This window comes from Micromonospora sp. NPDC051300, from assembly GCF_044455315.1.
GTDB classification, from domain to species: Bacteria; Actinomycetota; Actinomycetes; order Mycobacteriales; family Micromonosporaceae; genus Micromonospora; species Micromonospora robiginosa.
The window spans coordinates 348947-367909 of the sequence record NZ_JBITEP010000002.1 but is presented as its reverse complement, the minus strand read 5'-3'; the positions used below and the strand labels follow the sequence as shown (position 1 = coordinate 367909).

The 18963-nt window shown below is 75.2% G+C and carries 16 protein-coding genes; 5 read left to right on the top strand and 11 right to left on the bottom strand.

Translation table 11 applies throughout. From position 1 onward, the window contains the following. Positions 1-41: 41 nt before the first annotated feature. A complete protein-coding gene (locus ACIA5A_RS04765; RefSeq protein ID WP_396756436.1) occupies positions 42-1301 on the top strand; it encodes an MFS transporter in 1260 nt (419 codons plus the stop codon). Here ACIA5A_RS04765 and ACIA5A_RS04760 read toward each other — a convergent pair. From ACIA5A_RS04760 to ACIA5A_RS04715, 10 genes are all read right to left on the bottom strand, one after another. Further along, the gene (locus ACIA5A_RS04760) at positions 1264-2397 is read right to left on the bottom strand and encodes a hypothetical protein (RefSeq protein ID WP_396756434.1); all 1134 of its coding nucleotides are present in this window, start codon (positions 2395-2397) and stop codon (positions 1264-1266) included. The two genes, ACIA5A_RS04765 and ACIA5A_RS04760, sit on opposite strands and share 38 nt — an antisense overlap. After that, positions 2394-3491, bottom strand: a complete 1098-nt coding sequence (locus ACIA5A_RS04755; protein ID WP_396756432.1) for a glycosyltransferase family 4 protein — start codon at positions 3489-3491, stop codon at positions 2394-2396. The genes ACIA5A_RS04760 and ACIA5A_RS04755 overlap by 4 nt, the downstream gene beginning before the upstream one ends. 19 nt (positions 3492-3510) lie before the next feature. Further along, positions 3511-4626 (bottom strand): tryptophan--tRNA ligase, encoded by a 1116-nt coding sequence (trpS, locus tag ACIA5A_RS04750; protein ID WP_396756511.1) that lies wholly within the window; start codon positions 4624-4626, stop codon positions 3511-3513. A 100-nt stretch (positions 4627-4726) separates the two neighbouring features. Then, positions 4727-6316, bottom strand: coding sequence for an asparagine synthetase B family protein (locus ACIA5A_RS04745; RefSeq protein WP_396756430.1), 1590 nt, complete (start codon positions 6314-6316; stop codon positions 4727-4729). Positions 6317-6371: 55 nt separating this feature from the next. Then, on the bottom strand, positions 6372-7247 hold the full coding sequence (locus ACIA5A_RS04740) for a hypothetical protein (protein WP_396756428.1): 876 nt from the start codon (positions 7245-7247) through the stop codon (positions 6372-6374). After that, the gene (locus ACIA5A_RS04735) at positions 7244-8176 is read right to left on the bottom strand and encodes an NAD-dependent epimerase/dehydratase family protein (protein ID WP_396756426.1); all 933 of its coding nucleotides are present in this window, start codon (positions 8174-8176) and stop codon (positions 7244-7246) included. The genes ACIA5A_RS04740 and ACIA5A_RS04735 overlap by 4 nt, the downstream gene beginning before the upstream one ends. After that, entirely contained in the window at positions 8176-9126 is a 951-nt protein-coding gene (locus ACIA5A_RS04730) for an ornithine cyclodeaminase family protein (protein ID WP_396756424.1), read from the bottom strand. The genes ACIA5A_RS04735 and ACIA5A_RS04730 overlap by 1 nt, the downstream gene beginning before the upstream one ends. Continuing rightward, complete coding sequence (locus ACIA5A_RS04725; RefSeq protein ID WP_396756422.1) at positions 9123-9635, bottom strand: MaoC family dehydratase; 513 nt, start codon at positions 9633-9635, stop codon at positions 9123-9125. The genes ACIA5A_RS04730 and ACIA5A_RS04725 overlap by 4 nt, the downstream gene beginning before the upstream one ends. Beyond that, entirely contained in the window at positions 9632-10498 is an 867-nt protein-coding gene (locus ACIA5A_RS04720) for an HpcH/HpaI aldolase/citrate lyase family protein (protein WP_396756420.1), read from the bottom strand. Before ACIA5A_RS04720 ends, ACIA5A_RS04725 begins: the two co-directional genes overlap by 4 nt. Then, positions 10495-11775 carry an aminotransferase class I/II-fold pyridoxal phosphate-dependent enzyme gene (locus ACIA5A_RS04715; RefSeq protein WP_396756418.1) on the bottom strand — a complete coding sequence of 427 codons (1281 nt, stop codon included), beginning with the start codon at positions 11773-11775 and terminating at the stop codon, positions 10495-10497. The genes ACIA5A_RS04720 and ACIA5A_RS04715 overlap by 4 nt, the downstream gene beginning before the upstream one ends. 255 nt (positions 11776-12030) lie before the next feature. Here ACIA5A_RS04715 and ACIA5A_RS04710 point away from each other — a divergent pair, with 255 nt between their 5' ends. The 4 genes from ACIA5A_RS04710 to ACIA5A_RS04695 all read left to right on the top strand — a co-directional run bounded on the left by ACIA5A_RS04710 (position 12031) and on the right by ACIA5A_RS04695 (position 17879). Next, positions 12031-12594 (top strand): NUDIX hydrolase, encoded by a 564-nt coding sequence (locus ACIA5A_RS04710; RefSeq protein ID WP_396756416.1) that lies wholly within the window; start codon positions 12031-12033, stop codon positions 12592-12594. A gap of 75 nt (positions 12595-12669) precedes the next feature. Continuing rightward, the gene (locus ACIA5A_RS04705; RefSeq protein WP_396756414.1) at positions 12670-15282 is read left to right on the top strand and encodes a SpoIIE family protein phosphatase; all 2613 of its coding nucleotides are present in this window, start codon (positions 12670-12672) and stop codon (positions 15280-15282) included. A 69-nt stretch (positions 15283-15351) separates the two neighbouring features. Then, entirely contained in the window at positions 15352-16218 is an 867-nt protein-coding gene (locus ACIA5A_RS04700) for an aldo/keto reductase (protein ID WP_396756412.1), read from the top strand. Between the two features lie 71 nt (positions 16219-16289). Continuing rightward, positions 16290-17879: a GMC family oxidoreductase gene (locus tag ACIA5A_RS04695; protein WP_396756410.1), complete on the top strand. Its 1590-nt coding sequence runs from the start codon at positions 16290-16292 to the stop codon at positions 17877-17879. Positions 17880-17923: 44 nt separating this feature from the next. On the opposite strand, the gene ACIA5A_RS04690 is transcribed toward ACIA5A_RS04695, so the two are convergent. After that, positions 17924-18751 (bottom strand): lipase family alpha/beta hydrolase, encoded by an 828-nt coding sequence (locus ACIA5A_RS04690; RefSeq protein ID WP_396756408.1) that lies wholly within the window; start codon positions 18749-18751, stop codon positions 17924-17926. Between the last annotated feature and the right edge of the window lie 212 nt (positions 18752-18963).

Genomic DNA, 18963 nt, shown 5'->3' with positions numbered 1-18963 from the left:
CGTCCGCCGATGCCGGGCCCGCCGGCCGGTAGGCTCGGCCGGTGGTGCCCTTCCCCGTCTTCTGGTGCTTCGCGCTGCTGTCCAACACCGCGGCCTCGGCCCAGTGGGTGAACATCGCCTGGGCGCTGGGCGACAACCGCCTGCCGGCGGCGGTGCTCGCCGTGTGGCAGATCTCCGCCCTGCTGGGCACGATTCCGGGCGTGCTGCTCGGGGCGCGGGCGGCCCGCCGGTTCGGCCACGTCCGTACCCTGGTCTGGTCGTCCGCGGTCGAGGCGGTGAGCTGCCTGGCGGTGGCCGCCGCCGCCTGGGACACCGGCGGTGGCCTGTCCACCCGCCGGGCGCTGCTGGTCGCGGTCGTCTGCTCGGTCACCCCGTTCGCGGTCGGCTTCGGCGGCCCGTCGTGGCTGGCCCTGGTCGGCGCCTGGCCGGGCTCCGCGAGCCGCACCCGCCAACTGCTGCTGGACAGCATCCAGTTCCAGCTCGGCCGCACCGCCGGACCGCCGGTGGCGGCGTTCCTGATCGCCACCGTCGACCATCCGGTGCCGGTGGCGGCGGTGGCGAACGCCGCCACCTTCCTCGCCGTCACGGTGATCATGGCGGCGGCGGCGCGGGCGCTGCGCGACGTGCCGCCACCGCCCGCGCCGGCCGGCGGGCCGACGCCGGCGCGCCGGCCGTCCTGGCGGCTGTTCGGCTCCACCGCGGTGCTGGCCGCCGCCGGGTACGCGCTGGCCAGCGACACCTCCCGGCTCTACGTGGCCCGCCTGATCCGGGCCGCTGACCAGCCCGCGGTGGTCTTCTCGGTGACGGTCTCGGTGGTGGCGCTCACCGCCGCCGTGGCCGCCGCGGTGGCCGCCCGCCGCCGGCTGCCGGACCGCCGGCTGGCCCAGCTCGGGCTCGGCCTGCTCGCCGCCGGCCTGGTCACCTGGGCCACCGCCAGCACCCTCGGCGTCCCGGCCTGGATCGTCGGCGGGGCGCTTGTCGGCGCGTCCCTGCCGCTGGCGCACGCCGCGCTCACCTCGCTGGTGATGGGCGAGGCCGGCGACGCGGACCAGGCGACCGGCGCCGCCGTCACGATGGCCACCAACACCGGCGCGGTGGCGCTCGGCAGCACCGTGGTCGCGCCGCTGGTGAGCCCGCTCGGGCCGCTGGTGTTCCTGCCGATGGCCGCGGTCGCCGCGGTCGCGCTGGCGCGGGTGCGCCGCCGCTACCGCGCCGACCCTCCCCCGCCACCGCCGCCGGCCGGACCGGTGCCGGTGGGCGCCGTCACCGCCCGAGGCACCCCGCCAGATCGTCCGCGATGACCGTGGCGCCGCTGACCGGGGCGCGCAACGCCGCGGGCAGCGGGGTGTCGCGCTGGCCGGGATGCCGCCACGCCGCGGCGAGCGCCGCGCCGAAGGCCGGGTCGGCGAGCACCCGCGCGTTGAGGTCGTGCACCGCGCGGACCCCGTCGCCCTCGGGCAGGTCGGACCCGATCGGCGCGTACGCGTCGTCCAGCACCCGCCAGGCCGGGCCCAGCTCCGCGCCGTGGTGGCGCAGCAACCGCCGCAGGTTGAGCACCTGGGAGTAGTTCTCCGGCGGCAGCGGCAGCATCGGCCGACCGAGCTGGGCCAGCTCCAGGATCGTGGTCAGTCCCGGGGGCGCGAGGACCGCCCCGGCGGCCCGGAACAGCGCGAGCGCCGCGTCGTGGCTGAGCGAACGGGCGTCGAACCCGGCGAAGAGGTCGGCGAACCGGTCGATGGCGCCCGCGCTGGTGAGCACCACCGGCGGGCCCGCCGACGCATCGGCGACCAGGCGCAGCACGTGTTCCAGGTAGACGTGCTGGCTGCCCGGGTAGGGATTGAGCAGGCCACCGAGGCTGGCCACGGTCGGCGCGCCGGACTCCGCCGCCGGCTCGTGACCGTCCGGCCGGGGCTCGACGTCGGTGATCGGCGGCACGGCCCGGACGTTCGGCACGCCGGTGCGGCCCATCACCTCCACCGAGTCGAACAGGTCCTGCACCCAGTAGCGGCGTACCGCCTGGATGCCGGGGAAACCGGCGAACGAGTCCGGCCGCCACATGTAGGCCAGGCTGTCGACGCAGAACACCGGCAGTTCCGGCGCCAGCCGGGCGGCCAGCGGCCGGTGCATCACCACGATCATCGCGTCGAGGCTCGGCCGCACCTCGACCCCGGCCTGCTCGGCGTCGTGGACGCTGCCGGTGTCCACCACCCGGGCCGGCAACCCGGTGCGCCGGAGCAGTTCCAGTCCCAGACCGCTGGACACGAACGTCCAGCGCACGGCGTCGCCCAGCCGCCACTGCACCGCCTCGGCGACGGCCACGGCCTTGCTCGCCGGCCCGTACCCGAACGGCAGCGCGTAGAGCCCCAGCCGCAGCGGGGTCCCGGCCGGGGCGCTCACCGGACGCCGCCCGAGGACCGGGCCGGCCCGGTCGCGCCGACCGGGTCGGGGTCGCCGCCGAGGCTGCGCAGCAGCGCCCGCACCGAGCGGTCGAGGCCGAACCGCTCGGCGATCCGGGCCCGGTCGGCGGCGGGCACCTCCGGCGCGTCCAGCGCGTCGCGGACCGCCCCGGTCAGCGCGTCGAGGTCACCCACGGGCACCGCGACCGCGGCCGGCCCGACGGTCTCGGGCAGGCCCGCGTCGTCGTACACCACGGTCCTCGTGCCGCTGGCCTGCGCCTCGATGGAGACCATGCCGAACGGCTCGCCGACCGAGGGCAGGACCACCGCGGAGGCCGCGGCGAACAGGCCGGCCATCTCGGCGGGGGACGACGGCGGCGGGACCAGCCGCACCCCGGGCAGCCGGCGCAACCGGTCCCGGAAGTCGGCGGTGTCCGGGTCGACCACGCCGGGGGTGACGTCGGTGACCAGCAGCTCCACCCCGAGACGGCCGGCGGCCGTCGCCGCGTCCGCGAGCCCCTTGTTCGCCACCAGGCGTCCCGCCCACACCAGGTGCCGTCCCTTCTCGACGCGCGGCTGCTCGACGAACTCGGCGGCCACGAACGGGGTGACCACGTCCACCGGGCGGTCGACCTCGGCCTCGATCAGCCCGGCCAGCCACCGCGAGCACGCCTGCCTCGACGGCGCGCCGGCGATGGCGGCGCGCAGCGCGCCGGCCGTGGCGGCGGGCGGCCAGACCCGGCCGGGCGCGAAGCAGGGCGGGTTGTGCATCATCAGGCCCGCCCGCGGCAGGTGGGGCAGCCAGTGCGCCTCCTGGTGCAGCGAGACGAGGTCGATGCCGGCCACCACCTCGGCGGCCTCCGCCGGGCTGCCCACCGCGTGCTTGCGCACCCCGGCGAGCCGGTGGGCGTGCGTGGCGAAGGCGAGGTCCAGGTCGTCGGGCACCGTGTCGTAGACGGCGACCACGTGCACCTCGTAGCGCCGGGTGAGCGCCTGGGCCCAGCCGGCCATCACGTTGGAGATCCCACCGACCCGGAAGCCGGACGGGTAGTGGCCCATGCTGACGAACGCGATCGATCCGGTCGGAGCGTGCACCCGGTCCCTCCCCGAGGGCTCAGTAGACCATCCCCATGGCGGCGCGGACCTCGGCCAGCGTGGCGTCACCGACCTCGTTGGCCCGGCGGTTGCCCTCGGCCAGGACCGAACGCAGGTAACCCTCGTCGGCCGCCAGCTCCGCCCGCCGGCTGCGGATCGGTGCCAGCCGCTCGTTGACCGCCTCGGTCACCACCGCCTTCAGCCCGGCGCCGCCGGCGCCGGCCAGCTCGTCGGCCAGCTCCTCCGGCGACCGGCCGCTGCTGAGCGCGGCCAACAGCAGCAGGTTGGCCACCTCGGGGCGACGCTGCGGCTCCCAGGTGATCTGCCGCTCGCTGTCGGTGACGGCCCGGCGGATCAGCTTGGCCGTGACGTCGGCGCTCATCGCCAGCTCGATGGCGTTGCCCCGGGACTTGCTCATCTTCTGCCCGTCCACGCCGAGGATGTTCACCGCCTCGGACAGCAGGGCGTCCGGCCGGGGGAACACGGCGTGCCGCTTGTCGGCGCGGCCGTAGATCTCGTCGAACCGGCGGGCGATCGCCCGGGACTGCTCGACGTGCGGCAACTGGTCCTTGCCGACCGGCACCAGGTTGGCCTTGCAGAACAGGATGTCGGCGGCCTGGTGCACCGGGTAGGTCAGCATCAGCCCGGACATCGGGCGGCCGTTGGTGGCCGCCAGCTCCGCCTTCACCGTCGGGTTGCGACGCAGCTCGGCGTCGGTGACCAGGGCGAGGAACGGCAGCATGAGCTGGTTGAGGGCCGGCACGGCGGAGTGGGCGAAGATCGTGCAGCGGCTCGGGTCGAGCCCCACGGCCAGGTAGTCGGTGACCAGCGAGAGCACCCGTTCGCCCACCGGGCCGACCGCGTCCCGGTCGGTGATGACCTGGTAGTCGGCGATGATGACGAAGGTCTCCACCCCGGCGTCCTGCAACCGGACCCGGTTCTCCAGCGAGCCGAAGAGGTGACCGACGTGCAGCCGGCCGGTCGGCCGGTCGCCGGTCAGCACCCGGAACCGGGACGGGTCCTCGCGCAGCTCCCGCTCGATCGCCTCCGACCGCTTGCGGGCGGCCGCGAAGGACGCGTTGTCCGACCCGCCGTCGGCCGGGTCGTCCGGGCCCGCCTCCCGAGGCGGGTCCATCAGCGAGCTGTCCTGCGCAGCGTGCATGAAACGGCAAGCCTCTCTCGTCACCGACGGCCGGTCACGGTCCGTCCCGTTCGTCCCGTGGGATTGTAGGGGTTCAATCGATCGGCGAGCCGGACGACCCGACCGCCACCGGGTCCGCGCCGAGCGCCGCGAGGAAGTCCTCGCGGGTGTACGTGCCGTGGCGCAGGGTGCGCCGCAGCAGCCCGCGGCGGACCAGGCCCCGGTAGTCGGCGCTCAGGTCGGGAAAGCGCGCGCTCCACCGCTGCCAGAGGTAGGCGGCGGTGCGCAGGCCGTACCCCTGCATCTCCGGCGCGGCCTGGAGGAACGCGGCGGCCTCCGGCTGCTCGAACAGCTCGGCCAGGTCCGCGCCGGTGATCCGGCCGGCGGCGAAGCGACCGACGGCGTGCAGGTAGCCGGCGCCGTCGGGGAACGGCATCTTGGGCCGGTGCGCCAGGTGCGCCGGGAGGAACTCCTCCGCGACCTCCCGCAGCGCGACCTTCTGCCGGGCCGGACGCGCCGAGTAGTCGATCTTGCGAGCCGGCGGCAGAGCGCGCGCGTGGGCGACCACCGCCGAGTCCAGGTACGGCACCCGCGCCTCGACGTGGTGCGCCATGGCGCACCGGTCCAGCCGCAGGCACTCCCGCGCGCCCAGGTCGCGCTGCTCGAAGCGCATCCACGGCTCGACCATGGCCGGCGGCAGGTCGGCGTAGAAGCCGTAGCCGCCGAACAACTCGTCCGCGCCCTCGCCGGAGAGCAGCACCTTGACCCCGGCGTCGTGGGCGAGCCGGGCGGTGAGCCAGGTGCCCACCCCGCCGAGCACGGTGAAGACGTCCGGACTGACCGTGTGCGTGACCACCGCGTCGAGGAGGTCGGGGATCTCCGCCTCGTCGAAGATCACCTCGTGGTGGTCGGTGCCGAGGTACGCCGCCACCTCCCGCGCCGCGTCGAGGTCGGCGCTGCCCTCCAGGCCGGCGGTGAACGTGCTGACCCGGCCCACCTCCCGGGTCGCGATCGCGGTCAGCAACGAGCTGTCCAGGCCGCCGCTGAGCATGCAGCCCCACCGCACCTCGGCCGGGATCTGGTCCCGTACCGCGGTCACCACCAGGTCCCGCAGGGCCCCCTCGCGGGGCCGGGGTCTGATCGCGACGACGTCCCCCCGGGACGACCACACCGTGCCCGGGGCCACCCGGCAGGCGAACGGGCGCAGCTCGGCGGGGATCGTCTCCGGCGTGCTGCTGACGAAGAGCGCCCCGCCCCGCCGCGCCGCGTACAGCGGCTTCACGCCGATGCCGTCCACCGCCACCACGAGCAGGTCCTGCTCCAGGTCGTAGAGGCAGAGCGCGTACATGCCCTCCAGGTGGTCGGCGAACCGCAGCCCGTACTTCTCGTAGAGGATGCCGACGACGTGGCCGTCGTTGCCCGACGGCGCGGGCACCCCCACCTCGTCGAGGATCCGGTGGTGGTTGTAGACCGCGCCGTTGAACACCACCCAGGCCCGCCCGCCGGGCGACCGCAGCGGCTGGTCCCCGTGTGCCAGGTCGGTGATGGCGAGCCGGACCACCCCGAGGGTGAACCGGGGGTCGTCGAGCACGGCCGTCGCGTCCGGGCCGCGGTGGCTCATGCCGGCCAGGGCCGCCTCGACGGCGGACCGGTCGGCGGGGACGGCGGCAGCTATCCCGCACATGGGACCGCACCCTCTCTCGTCTCGTCGGGCCGGCGCGCCCGCGCGCCGGTCGTGGTCACGCCCGCCCCGCGGGCTCGCCGAGGTCGGCGACGAGGTGCCGCCGGCGGCGCAGGTAGTCGAGGTAGCCGTCCAGCGCCGGCGGCTCGAACGTCGGCACCAGCACCAGCCGCGGCGGCGCGGGACGGTGCACCAGATGCCGCCGGAGCTTGGCCGCGACGGCCGCCTCCAACGCGCTCAGCTCGTCGTCGCCCGGATCCCGCTCCGGCACCCGCAGGAACAGCACGTCGTAGACCAGGCCGAAGCGGAGGCTGCCGGTCAGGCACTCCTGCAGGGCCCGGGTCTTCGGCTCCACGAAACCGCCCGGCAGCTCGGAGAGCAGCGCGGTGGTCACCCGGGCGTTCGCCGGCGTGGTGAGCATCGACAGCGCCGGCAGCACGTACGTGGTCAGCTCCTGGTCGAAGACGGTGCCGCCCAACTCCACGAACAGGTGCGCCGGGCGGCCCGCGTCGACCCATGCCCGGTGCAGGGTGAGCAGGAAGTAGCGGCTCAGGTGCGGCACGAAGCTGAGGTGCTCCCAGTCCGTGCCGCCGAACTCGCGCAGGAAGGACAGCAGCACGTCGCCGCCGAGGATCTGGTTCGGCCAGCCCATCACCGTGTCCGGCAGGAACCGCCGGTAGGTGGCGAGGTCGTCGGTCGGCGAAGGGTGGTTGCCGCGCTCGTTGGTGTTGAGGATGCCGTCGAACTTGACCACAGTCGCCGGGCCGGGGACGGTCGCGGCGAGCCGGGCCACCAACTGCCCCTTGCCGATGTCCGAGCGCGGATGGCCCAGCAGCACGAAGACGTGGCACCCGCCGAAGTCGACGTGCCGGAACGCCTCGTCCAGCCGGTCGGTGACCGGAGTCGGTTCCATCAGCGGCCATGAGCCGGTCATCGGTCGGTCCCTTCCTGGACGGTCCGGGTGCGCGCGTCGTCCCAGCCGAGCGCGCGGGCCCGGCTGACGTCGTACCGCAGGTCCCGGGTGGACCGGCGGATGCCGTAGCGGAGGTTGGGCCACCGGGCGGGCCGGCCACGGGCCCGGGCGGCGGCCCAGGTGAGCAGGCCCAGCGCCGCGTAGGCAGGCCGCGGCACGGGCAGCACCCGCAGGCCGGGGGCGTGCCGGCGACACCAGGCCCGGGCGAACGGCAGCGCCGCGACCGCTCGGGCGGGCGCCGCGTGGTAGACCGCCGGCCGGCCGTCCTCCACCGCCCGCCGGACCAGGTCGGCGACGTCCGCGGCGTGCACGAACGGCAGGTGGTTGCGGCCCGCGCCGACCAGCAGTCCGAACCGCCCGACGGTACGGACCACCGGCGGGGTGCGGTCGTCGAAGAGGATCCCCGGGCGGATCACCACCAGGTTCACGCCGAGCCGCTCCGCCAGCGCGCCCAGCCGGCGCTCCAGCTCGATCTTCATAGCCGGGTACGGGTCCAGCACCTCGGCGACGGCGGCCGGTGACCGCGTCTCCGGCAGCGGGACCGCGCCCGCGGCGGCGTCCAGGCCGTACACCATCACGCTGGAGACCTGCACGAACGTGCGCACGCCGTGGGCCCGCCCGTGTTCCATCAGCCGCAGCGCGGCGTCCAGGTTGTCCCGCCGGTAGTCGGCGGCCGGGTGCGGCGCGAACCGGAAGGCGCAGTGCACGATCGCGTCGATGTCGCGGGTGAGGTCCGCCGGCGCGCCCTGCCGTACCTCGATCCGCCGGCCCGCGACGGGCGCGACCGGACGGCGGTGCCGGACGGCCACGACCTCGTGCCCGGCGTGGGCCAGCGCCGCGACGCAGGCCCCGCCCAGCCGCCCCGCGGCACCGGTCACCAGCACGCGCATCAGCCGACCGCCACGCGGGGACGCACCCGGCGGAGCACGTGCGCGGCGGTCACCAGATCGGCCCAGGGGTCGCCGGTCGAGCTGAAGACGGTGGTGCGCAACGCCAGGTCGGCCGGCAGGTCGGCGAGCAGCGCGCCGAGGTCGGTGGCGTCCCGGTGCGCCGGGCCCGCCTCGGCGACTGCCAGCTCCCGGTCCTCGACCAGCAGCAGGTGCTCCCGCAGCAGGTCGGACGCCACCTCCCGGCGGTCGGCCGCGTGCGCGCCCATGCAGTTGACGTGCACCGGCCCGGGCGGCAGCCGGACGATCAGCGGCTCGACCGAGCCGGTCGCCGTGCCGATCACGTCCCGCCCGTCGACCACGTCCGCCGGCCGGTCGGCGACCTCCACGCGGCACCCCGGGCCGACCAGCCCGGCGGCCCACCTGGCGAACGCCTCGGCGTTGCCGGCCCGCCGACTGGTGACCGTGACCGAGGCCAGCGGCCGCACCGCGCACATCCCGCGCACCTGCTGCCGGGCCAGCACCCCGCTGCCGACCAGGCCCACGTGCAGCGGCCGGTCCGGGGTGCAGAGGTCGGTCACCAGCGCGGTCACGGCCGCGCACCGCAGGTCGGTCACGGCCGCGCCGTCCAGGACCGCCAGCGGGCGTCCGGTCCGCGTCGACATCACCACGGAGAGCGCGTGGATCGCGGGTTCCCCCGCCGGGCGGTCCGGCACCAGGGCGGCCAGCTTCGTCACGAAGAGACCGTCCCGGGAGCTGACCGAGGGCATGACGCCGAACGTCGCCGGCGGGTCCGTGCCGGCCACCGTGGTCCGGTGCGGGGTACGGGCGGCGGCGCGATGCCCCTCGGCGTACCCCCGGCGCAGCTCCTCGACCAGGGCGGGCAGGTCCGCCGCCTCGGCGACGGCCTGCCTGTCGACCACCAGCGGGACGAGGCCGGCTCCGGCGCTCACGCGGCGCCGCTCCCGTCGGCGCACGGGATCAGCGCGCTGCGGGTGAAGACCATGACCGGGGTGCCGTCGGACTTGAGCCCCCGGGTTCGGAACGTCACCACGCCGGCGCCGGGGCGGGACCGGGAGAGGCGCTTGGCCACCACCTCGGACTCGGCGGTCAGCGTGTCGCCGACGAAGACCGGCGCGCTGAGCCGGATCTCGTCCCAGCCGAGGTTCGCCACCGCCCGCGCGCTGGTGCCGTTCGTGCTCATCCCGCCGACGATGGCGAGCGTCACCAGGCTGGACACGACCGGACGGCCGAACTCGGTCTCCTCGGCGTAGGCCGCGTCGATGTGCAGCGGGTGGGCGTTGAGGCTGAGCAGCGACATCCAGACGTTGTCCGTCTCGGTGACGGTCCGGCCGGGACGGTGCTCGATCACGTCGCCGACGTCGAACTCGTCGTAGTAGAGGCCCCGGGACTCGCGGTAGCGGCCCGGCGCGACCTCGGTGAACGCGCGCGGTGGCCTCATCGCGACCGCCCGGCCCGGGCCAGCGTGCTCTCGGCCTGGCGCAGGAAGGGCGGGCCGAGCATCCGGCCGTCCATGGTGATGATGCTGGAACCGGTCCGCCGGAACTCGCCCACGATCCGGTCCGCGCGGTGCACGTCGGCGGGGCTGGGGGTGAACACCTCGTTGATGACGTCGACCTGGCCGGGGTGCACGGCCACCTTGCCGGTGTAGCCGAGTGCGGCGGCGCGCCGGGCGTCGGACTCGAGCGCGGCCGCGTCCTCCAGGTCGAACGTGGGGCCGTCCACCGCCTCGATGCCTGCCGACCGGGCGGCCAGCGCGACGCGGGACCGGGCCATCAGCAGCGGTTCCCACTCCATCGCGGTGCCGGTGTCGGCGCAGAAGTCGGCCGCGCCGAAGGTCAGCGCCACCAGTCGGGGGCGGGACCGGGCGACGGCCATCGCGCTCTCCAGGCCGGCGGCGGTCTCCAGGATGGCCCACAGCACGGTGTCGATCCCGGCGCCGGCGAGGACGTCGTCGACGAGTTCGACGTCGTAGGGCGACTCCACCTTGGGCAGCACGATCATGTCGGGGGCGGTCCGGGCGTCGAGCACCATGTGCAGGTCGCGTAGGCCCTCCGGGGACCGGATCGGGTTGACGCGCAGGCTGTAGCCGGCCGGCACCGCCAGCGGGTCGAGCGCGGCCACCGCCTGCCGCGCGTCGTGCTTGGCCTCCGGCGGCACGGAGTCCTCCAGGTCGAGCAGGTGGATGTCGGCGGCGTCCACCGCGCTGCCGAGGAACCGCTCCATCCGGACGGCCGGGGTGACGAGGAGGCAGCGGCAGATGCCGCGGGACCGGGCCCGGGGTAGGCCCTCGACGACTGTCATCTCGCGCTCCCGGTGACCGCGGCGGCGTCCGCCCCCCGCAGGTGGGGCACCACCCACTCGACGAGCAGGTCGACGAAGCGGCGCAGGTTCTCGTCGCCGAGGTTGGCCCGGATCATCACCCGCAGGCCCTCCCGCCCCCGGGAGGTGACCGGGAAGTAGACCGGCGCGCAGTAGAAGCCCTCGTCGAGCAGCCGCCGGGACAGGTCCACGGCCAGGTCCCGGTCGCCCACCGGGAGCGCCCGCACCGGCAGGATGCTGCCGGCGGACTCGTTGGGCACCCGCGAGTCGAAGTAGTCGAGGTTGGCGCGCAACCGGCTCTGCAACTGGTGCAGCTCCGGTCCGGCGTGCAGCCGGGCCGAGGCCAGCACGCTGCCCATGTTGGCCACGCTCGGGCTCTGCGACCAGCACATCGGTCCGGCGAACGTGTTGACCAGGGCGGGATCGACCGATTCGGGGAGCATCACCACACCGCCGGAACAGCCGAACCCCTTCTCCAGCGATCCGGTGATCAGTGTCAGGTCGTTGAGTTCACCCATCTTCGAGCGGATGTAGCCCTCACCCCGGTCGCCCATCACCGAAATGGCGTGCGAATCGTCCATCCACAGAAAGAGGCCGTACCGGTCCTGGAGATGGCGCAGGCCGTCCAGATCCGCCAGGCCGCCCATGGAATAGGCGCCGTCGGCGACGTAGGCCACCCGCCCGTACTTCTTGCACGCGTCCTCGACGAAGTCGATGTCGTTGTGCGGCGCGACCAGCACGGGCGCCTCGTCGGCGCAGATCGGTTTCACGTAGTCCATGCAGAAGTGGCTGCGCTTGTCGAAGACGGTGACCCGGGGCCGGCCGTCGACGAGGTGGCCCGACGACACGAGCGGCAGCAGCCCGGCGGTCGCCACGCTGCAGGAGAGCGCCAGCAGGCACTGCGCCCGCCAGATCTCGGAGAGCTGGTCCTGGGCCTGCCGCAGCACCGACGGACGCATCCGGGTGGGCGTGATGCCCAGACCGACGCAGCCCTGCGAGGTCAGGGCGTCGATCGCCCCCTGCACCACCGCCGGGTGCGTGTTCAGGCCGAGGTACGAGTAGGAGCTGAGGTTGAGGAACGAGCGGCCCGTGTCCGGGTCGTGCAGGGTGCCGTCGGGCCGGCACTCGAGGTGCAGGTTGATCAGGCCCCCGCTCTCCGCCTCGCGCCAGTTGCCCTGCGACAGACGCATCATCTTCGCGGTGTCGCGGAAACGGCGGGGGCCCTCGAGACCGGCCTCGCCGGAATCGTCACCACTCATGCTTCAACTCCTTAGGGGTTGCCGCGCGCACATACAGGGGTCGCCGCGCGCAAGATAAGGGTTTCGATATAGGGGTGTGAATGCATCGAGCACTCGCCACCACTCCGGGACGCACTCGGATGCAATTCCTACAAAGCCGGTGCCAGCGTATACGGGATCGCTTCACACACAAGCATTGACTTGCGTTCGTCAATGGGATAGGAGTGGTGCGGACCCGGCGAATGGTCGGGACGTAAACGGGGGCGGCAGTACGCGATGACGAATCTGCGGGGAAACCGGTGCGACAACACCAGCGTCGGCGTGCTGGTCACCGACCCGGCCGGCCGGTTGCTGCTGCTGCGCCGGGCCACCGCCCCGGTGGGGATGGCCCCGGTCGCCGGGCACGTGGACGACCACGGCACCCCGGCCGACGCCGCCCGCCGCGAGGTGGCGGAGGAGGTCGGCCTGACCGTCCTGACGCTGGACCCGGTGGCCGACGGCTGGCGGCCCAACGCCTGCCGGCGGCGGCCCGGCCCGCGCGGCACCGGCCACCACTGGTTCCTGTACCGGGCGGCGGTCACCGGCGCCCTCCGGGCCGACCCGGACGCCGCCCACGGGGTCGGCTGGTACACCCCGGACGAGGTGCGGGACCTCGCCCACCGCACGGTGGCGCACGCCCGCGCGCGGGTCACCGGGGAACGGTTCGCCGAGGAGCCGGGCATCGAGCCGGTGTGGGTGGGATTCCTGCGCGACCTGGCGCTGGTCGACGCCACCACCGAGGATCTCGCGGCGGTGGACGCGCTCGCCGCCGGACGACCGCCCCGACCACCGCGCGCCTGACCCGCGACGATCGCCGCCTGTCGTACCCCGCTGGTACGTTTCCGGGTACTCCCGTCGCCCGAGCGGAGGTCCCGGGTGAGCATCACCCCGCCCCACGGCGCCCGGTGGCCGGACATCGCCGCCGCCACCGGTGGGGGCGCGGGCACGACGATCACAGGGCGTGACGGGGCCGGGACGCCACTCGGTCCGATCGCCGACTGGCCGGCGAGCCTGCGCACCGCGTTCGCGCTCTGCCGGCTCTCCCCCGCCCCGGCGGTGCTCTGGTGGGGCGACGGCCCGGTGGCGCTGCCGAACGACGTCTACCGGGACCTGCTCGGCCCGGACCACGACGCACCGACCGGCGTCGACTGGTGGCCGGGCGACCGGGACGCGCTGGCCGCGCTGCTCGCCGGCGTGGGTGCCGGCGGGCCCGCCGCGACCAGCCCTGACGTGCCGGTGCGCCGCACCCGCGACGGCGTCGACGAGGAGCGCTGGTTCACCTTCACGCACACGCCGGTGACCGACGAGTCGGGCCGTCCGGCCGGTGTCCTCACCGTCGGCGCCGAGACCACCGCGGCGGTGGTGGGCGCGCGCCGACTGCGGCTGCTCGCCGTGCTCGCCGACGCGCTGGCCGGCGCCGCCGACCCGCTGGAGGTGGCCCGGCGGGCGGTCGCCACGCTGGCCGGCGCCGGCCGGGCGCCGTTCGCGCAGCTCCACCTGGTCACGCCGGACGGCCCACGGCTGGCCGCCGCGGACGGGGCCGACGTGCCACCCGGGGCGCCCGGCGGCTGGCCGCTGGCCGAGGTGCTGGCCGACGGCGTGCCCCGCCTGGTGCCTCCGCGGGCGACCGCCGGCCGTCCGGCCGCCCCGGTGGTGGCCGTGCTGCCGGTGCCCGACCCCGCCGCCGGACCGGCCGCAGTCCTGGTCGCCGGGTTGGACCCGCGCCGGCCGGTCGACGCCGACCACCGGGCGTTCGCCGGGCTGGTCGCCGGGCAGATCGGCGCGGCGCTGGCCGCCGCCCGGGCCCGGCAGGCGGACCACCTCCGGTCGGGCGGCGGACCGGACCCGAGCCGCGCCGAGCGGCGGGCGCTGCGGCGGGCGGAGGCGCTCGCCCGGCTGGCCGGGGCGCTCAGCTCGGCGCGGGGCCGGGAGGCCGTCGTGCAGGTGCTCACCACGCTCGCCCCGGCCGTGGTGGACGCCGCCGCGCTGCGGGTGGCCATCGCCCCGCCGGGGCTCACCGTGCTCGACGTGGCCGGCGACGACACGCCGGCCGGCCGGTTGCCGATCGACGCCGACGACCCGCTGGCCCGGGCGGTCCGCGGCGACGCGGCGCTGCCGCCCGCCGGTGGCCGGACGACCGGGCTCTGCCTGCCGCTGCGCGACGGCGACGGGCACGCGCTCGGCGCGCTGGAGGTGCGCTGGGCCGGCCCGGTCGCCGACGACGAGGCGCTGCGCAACCTGCTCGACACCGTGGCCGGGCTGGGCAGCCAGGCGCTGCAACGGGCCGAGCTGACCGGGTCGGCGCAGGCGATGGCCGGGTTCGCGGCCCGGCTGAGCGTGACCCGCTCCACCGCCGAGGCGATCGAGGTGATCCTGGACGCCGCCACCACCGCGCTCGGCGCCGAGCTGCCCGGCCTGGCCATGCGGGGCGAGGGGCGCCGGGTCCGGCTCTGGCACCACGACGACGTGCCGGGCACGCTGGCCGCGACGTTCCGCGACCTGACCGTCGACGACCCGCGCCCGATCGTGCGCGCGCTGCGCGCCGGGGAACGCATCGTGCTGCGCGACCGCGCCGAGTTCGCCGCCCGGTTCCCCGGCCTGCCCGACCCGGTCGGGGCGCACGGCCTGGTGACCACCGTGGCGCTGCCGCTGTTCGGCGCCGGGCACCGCCCGATCGCCGCGCTGGGCTTCGGCTGGCGGCGGGAGCGCCCGCTGCGCGACACCGACCTGGCGCTGCTGGACACCGTCGCCGACCTGTGCGAGCAGACCCTGGAGCGGGTCCGGCTGGCCGCCGCCGAGCACAACCTGGTGACCCGGCTGGCCGGCCGGCTGCGCAGCTCGTCGCTGACCACGCCGCCCGGGGTGGAGGTGGCCACCCGCTACCGGCCGGCGATGAGCGGCCTGCACCTGGGCGGCGACTGGTACGACCTGGTCCGGCAGGACGGCGACCGGCTGGCCGTGGTGGTCGGCGACGTGGTCGGGCACCAGGTCGAGGCGGCGGCCGACATGGCCCAGCTACGCACCATGCTGAACACGCTGATCCGGATGGGCGTGCCGCTGGAGGAGGTGTTCCTCCGGCTCACCGAGCTGCTCGGCGTCGGTTTCCTGGGCACCTGCCTGGTCGTGGTGGTCGACCCGGCGGCGCGCACGGCGCGGGTGGCCCGCGCCGGGCACCCGCACCCGGTGCTGCTGCCGGTCGGACGGCCGCCGCACAGCGTGCAGACCGCGAACGCGTTGCCGCTGGGCATGGTGGACCGGCCGATGACCGTCACCATCGTCCCGTTCGCCCCGGGCGACGTGCTCGTCGCCTACACCGACGGGTTGGTGGAGCGGCGCGGCCGGCCGTACGACGAGGGGGTCGCGGCGCTGCGCCGGTCGCTGGCCGGGGTGCGCGACGAGCCGGTGGAGGCGATCGCGGACGCGCTGCTGCACGACCTGGCCGGCTCCGAGGACGACCAGGCGCTGGTGGTGCTGCGACATCTGGGCTGAGCAGGCTTCGGCACCGCTTTTCGGGGAATGACCTCCGGTCGGAAGACCACCCACCTCAGGAGGACCGTGATGGCCACCAGCACCCAGCCGGCCAAGGCGTCGGGCAGCTACCGGATCGGTGGTGACCTGCGGGTCGACCGCCTGGGCTACGGGGCGATGCAGCTCACCGGCCCCGGTGTCTGGGGCGATCCGAAGGACCCGGCCGAGGCGGTGCGGGTGCTGCGCCGGGCGTACGAGCTGGGGGTCACGTTCATCGACACCGCCGACTCGTACGGGCCGTTCGTCAGCGAGATGCTGATCTCCGAGGCGCTGCACCCGCACGCCGACGACCTGGTGATCGCGACGAAGGCCGGCCTGACCCGCTCCGGTCCGGGTGACTGGCGACCGGTGGGTCGCCCGGAATACCTGCGCCAGCAGTGCGAGCTGAGCCTGCGCCACCTGCGCCTGGAGTCGATCGGGCTCTACCAGTTGCACCGGATCGACGCCAAGGTGCCGCTGGAGGACCAGCTCGGCGAGCTGGCGTTGCTGAAGCAGGAGGGCAAGATCCGGCACATCGGGCTCTCCGAGGTGAACGTGGAGCAGATCGAGGCGGCCCGGAAGATCACCCCGATCGTGTCCGTGCAGAACCTCTACAACCTGGCCGACCGCAGCGCCGAGGACGTGCTGGAGCACTGCGAGCGCAACGACCTGGCGTTCATCCCCTGGTTCCCGATCGCCACCGGCAACCTGGCCCGGCCGGGCGGCCCGCTGGACGCGATCTCGACCGGGCACGGCGCGACCCCGGCGCAGCTCGCCCTGGCGTGGCTGTTGCGCCGGTCGCCGGTGATGCTGCCGATCCCCGGCACGTCGTCGGTGGGCCACCTGGAGGAGAACGTGGCGGCCGCCGAGGTGGAGCTGACCGACGACGAGTACGAGGCGCTGGCCAAGGCGGCCTGACCGGCCCTCTATGCGTGGCGTGATCGAGAAACTACTGTCGGAAGGATTCTCGTGACTGGGGGTCCTGGGTGGTGGAATTCGACTACGTCGTGGTGGGCGCCGGGGCGGCGGGCTGCGTGCTGGCCGACCGGCTGAGCGAGGATCCGGGCACCCGGGTGCTGCTGCTGGAGGCCGGGGGCTGGGACCGCAGCCCGTTCGTCCGGGTGCCGAAGGCGTTCTCCCGGTTGATGGACGACAGCCGCACCGCCTGGCACTACCCGGCGACGATCGGGCCGGACCGGCGGGAGACCTGGCAACGCGGCCGGATGATCGGCGGCTCGACCTCGGTCAACGGCATGATCTGGAGCCGGGGCGCGGCCCGGGACTGGGACACGCTGGCGCCGCTGGGCTGGGGCTGGTCGGCGGTGCGGGAGGCGTTCCGGAAACTGGAGGACCATCCGCTGGGGCCCGCGCCGCACCGGGGCGTCGGCGGGCCGGTACGGCTCTCCGTCGCCACCGACACCGACCCGCTGGCCGAGGAGATGGTGGCCACCGGGGCCGAGCTGGGGTGGCGGCCGGTGGACGACCTGGACGCCGACGACGACGAGCGGATCGGGTACCCGACCGCGACCATCCACCGCGGCCGGCGCGTCAGCGCCGCGGACGCGTTCCTGCACCCGGCCCGCCGCCGGCCCAACCTCACCGTCGTGGTCGACGCGCTCGCGCTTCGGGTGCTGGTGGAGGACGGTCGGGCGGTGGGTGTCCGGGTGGCGCACCGGGGCCGGGAGGTCGACCACCGGGCGGCCGGCGAGGTGATCCTCGCCGCCGGCGCGCTCGCCACCCCGCAGTTGCTGCAGGTCTCCGGCATCGGTCCGGCCGACACGCTGCGCGCCGCCGGCGTGCCGGTGCTGCTCGACCGCCCTCGGGTCGGCGCCGGGCTGCGGGAGCACCGGTCGATCCCGTTGCAGTACCGGCTCGCCGGGCCGGGCGGGCACAACGCGCGGCTCGGCAGCCCGCTCGGGCAGGCCCGGGCGACGCTGCGCTGGCTGCTCACCCGCGGTGGCCCGCTGGCGCTGCCGGTGCTCGACGTGGCCGCACACGTGAAGTCCCGGCCGGACCTGGACCGCCCGGACGGCCACCTGCTGATGGCGCCGTTCTCGGCCGCGCCGCCCCGCCCCGGCCGGGCGCTGGAACTGGAACGGGAGCCGGGCGTGATGTGCCTCGGCACGGTGACCCGGCCGGACAGCGAGGGCAGCCTCGCCGTCACCGACGCCGATCCGCGCGTCCCGCCGGCGATCGTGGCGAACTACCTCGCCACCGGGCACGACCGGCGGGTGGCGGTGGACCTGTTCCGCCGGATGCGGGAGTTCTTCGCCGGCGGCCCGATCGCGAAGCGGATCCGGGCGGAGACGGTGCCCGGCACGGCGACGCGGACCGACGAGGAGATCGTCGAGGCGGCGGTGGCGCGCGGCTACTGCGGCTACCACGCGGTCGGCACCTGCGCGATGGGCGCGGACGACGACCACGTGGTCGACCCCGAGCTGCGGGTCCGCGGCGTCGACGGGCTGCGGGTGGTGGACGCCTCGGTGCTGCCGGCGATGGTGGCCGGCTGGACCAGCGCCCCGGTGACGGCGCTGGCCTGGCGGGCCGCCGACCTGATCCGCCGTCGCGCCGACGGGTGAGCGCGGTCGTCCCGGGCCCGCACCGACGGCGGGCCCGGGACGGCTCAGACCGCGAAGCAGTTCGGCCGGACCGTGGCGCCGGCCAGCGTCTGGCGTACCGCCGTGTAGGTGGTGCCGTCGAGGACCAGGCCGAGGTGGCCGACGACCCGCAGCGGGCACCACGCCTGCACCAGCACGTTCGTCGCGCCGTCGGCGAGTACGGCGTTGTCGACCGGCCGGACCAGTTCGTCCTGCCAGGTGCGCACCGTGGTCCAGCGGACCGGTCCGGGGGTGTCGTCACCGCCGTTCAGCTCGGCCAGGAAGCTCGACCCGATGGTCATCTGCTGGCAGGCGACGATGCCGGCGCAACTGCCCAGCCCGACGACCTGGAGGATGTTGGCGACGTACGTGCCGTACTGCGGGCTGCCGAGGCTGACGTACTGGTCGACCTTGTCGGCGCCGCCGAGGAACTTGACGTACCAGCGGCTGACCAGGCCACCCTCGGAGTGGGTGACCAGGTCCACCCGGCTCGCGCCGGTGGCGGCCCGGACCTGGTCCACGTAGGACGACAGTGCCCGGGCGGACTCGCGGATGTCGCCGAAGCCGAGGTTGGGCAACTGGTAGATGGAGACCCGGTAGCCGTCGGCGCGCAGCCGGGCGGCGATCGGCTCGTACGCGATGGAGATTCCGATCAGGCCACCGACCACGACGACCGGGTCGGCGGCCGCGGCGGCGGCCCGTTCGGCGGCGGTGACGGTGCTGGCGGGGGTGGCGTCGGTGGTGGTGACGGTGTCCGGCCGGGGGGTGGGCGCGGCGGCGTGCGCGGCGGTGGCCGGGACGAGCAGGGCGGTGGCGGCGATGGTGGTGGCGGCCAGGATCGTTCGGAGCAGCATGGGCTGCACCTCCGATGGGAGGGGGCACCCGGGGTGACCGGGAGGGACGGGTGGGATCCGATCGATCGTGGGAACGATGATGCGTGTCCGATTTCACACACGTCAATGAAAAGTTACGCGCCGGTAACCAGTTGTCTCCCCCCGCGCACGAACCGGCATTTCCGACGGCGACCGGCGCCCCCCGGCGCGCGTCGACGGATGGCATGCTGGGC

What these genes read in the sequence shown, in the direction of transcription:
- ACIA5A_RS04700 (WP_396756412.1), top strand. Translation starts at nt 15,352, where the DNA reads ATGGCCACCAGCACCCAGCCGGCCAAGGCGTCGGGCAGCTACCGGATC.
- trpS (WP_396756511.1), bottom strand. Translation starts at nt 4,626, where the DNA reads ATGGACCCGCCTCGGGAGGCGGGCCCGGACGACCCGGCCGACGGCGGG.
- ACIA5A_RS04735 (WP_396756426.1), bottom strand. Translation starts at nt 8,176, where the DNA reads ATGCGCGTGCTGGTGACCGGTGCCGCGGGGCGGCTGGGCGGGGCCTGC.
- ACIA5A_RS04720 (WP_396756420.1), bottom strand. Translation starts at nt 10,498, where the DNA reads ATGACAGTCGTCGAGGGCCTACCCCGGGCCCGGTCCCGCGGCATCTGC.
- ACIA5A_RS04710 (WP_396756416.1), top strand. Translation starts at nt 12,031, where the DNA reads ATGACGAATCTGCGGGGAAACCGGTGCGACAACACCAGCGTCGGCGTG.
- ACIA5A_RS04725 (WP_396756422.1), bottom strand. Translation starts at nt 9,635, where the DNA reads ATGAGGCCACCGCGCGCGTTCACCGAGGTCGCGCCGGGCCGCTACCGC.
- ACIA5A_RS04745 (WP_396756430.1), bottom strand. Translation starts at nt 6,316, where the DNA reads ATGTGCGGGATAGCTGCCGCCGTCCCCGCCGACCGGTCCGCCGTCGAG.
- ACIA5A_RS04690 (WP_396756408.1), bottom strand. Translation starts at nt 18,751, where the DNA reads ATGCTGCTCCGAACGATCCTGGCCGCCACCACCATCGCCGCCACCGCC.
- ACIA5A_RS04740 (WP_396756428.1), bottom strand. Translation starts at nt 7,247, where the DNA reads ATGACCGGCTCATGGCCGCTGATGGAACCGACTCCGGTCACCGACCGG.
- ACIA5A_RS04715 (WP_396756418.1), bottom strand. Translation starts at nt 11,775, where the DNA reads ATGAGTGGTGACGATTCCGGCGAGGCCGGTCTCGAGGGCCCCCGCCGT.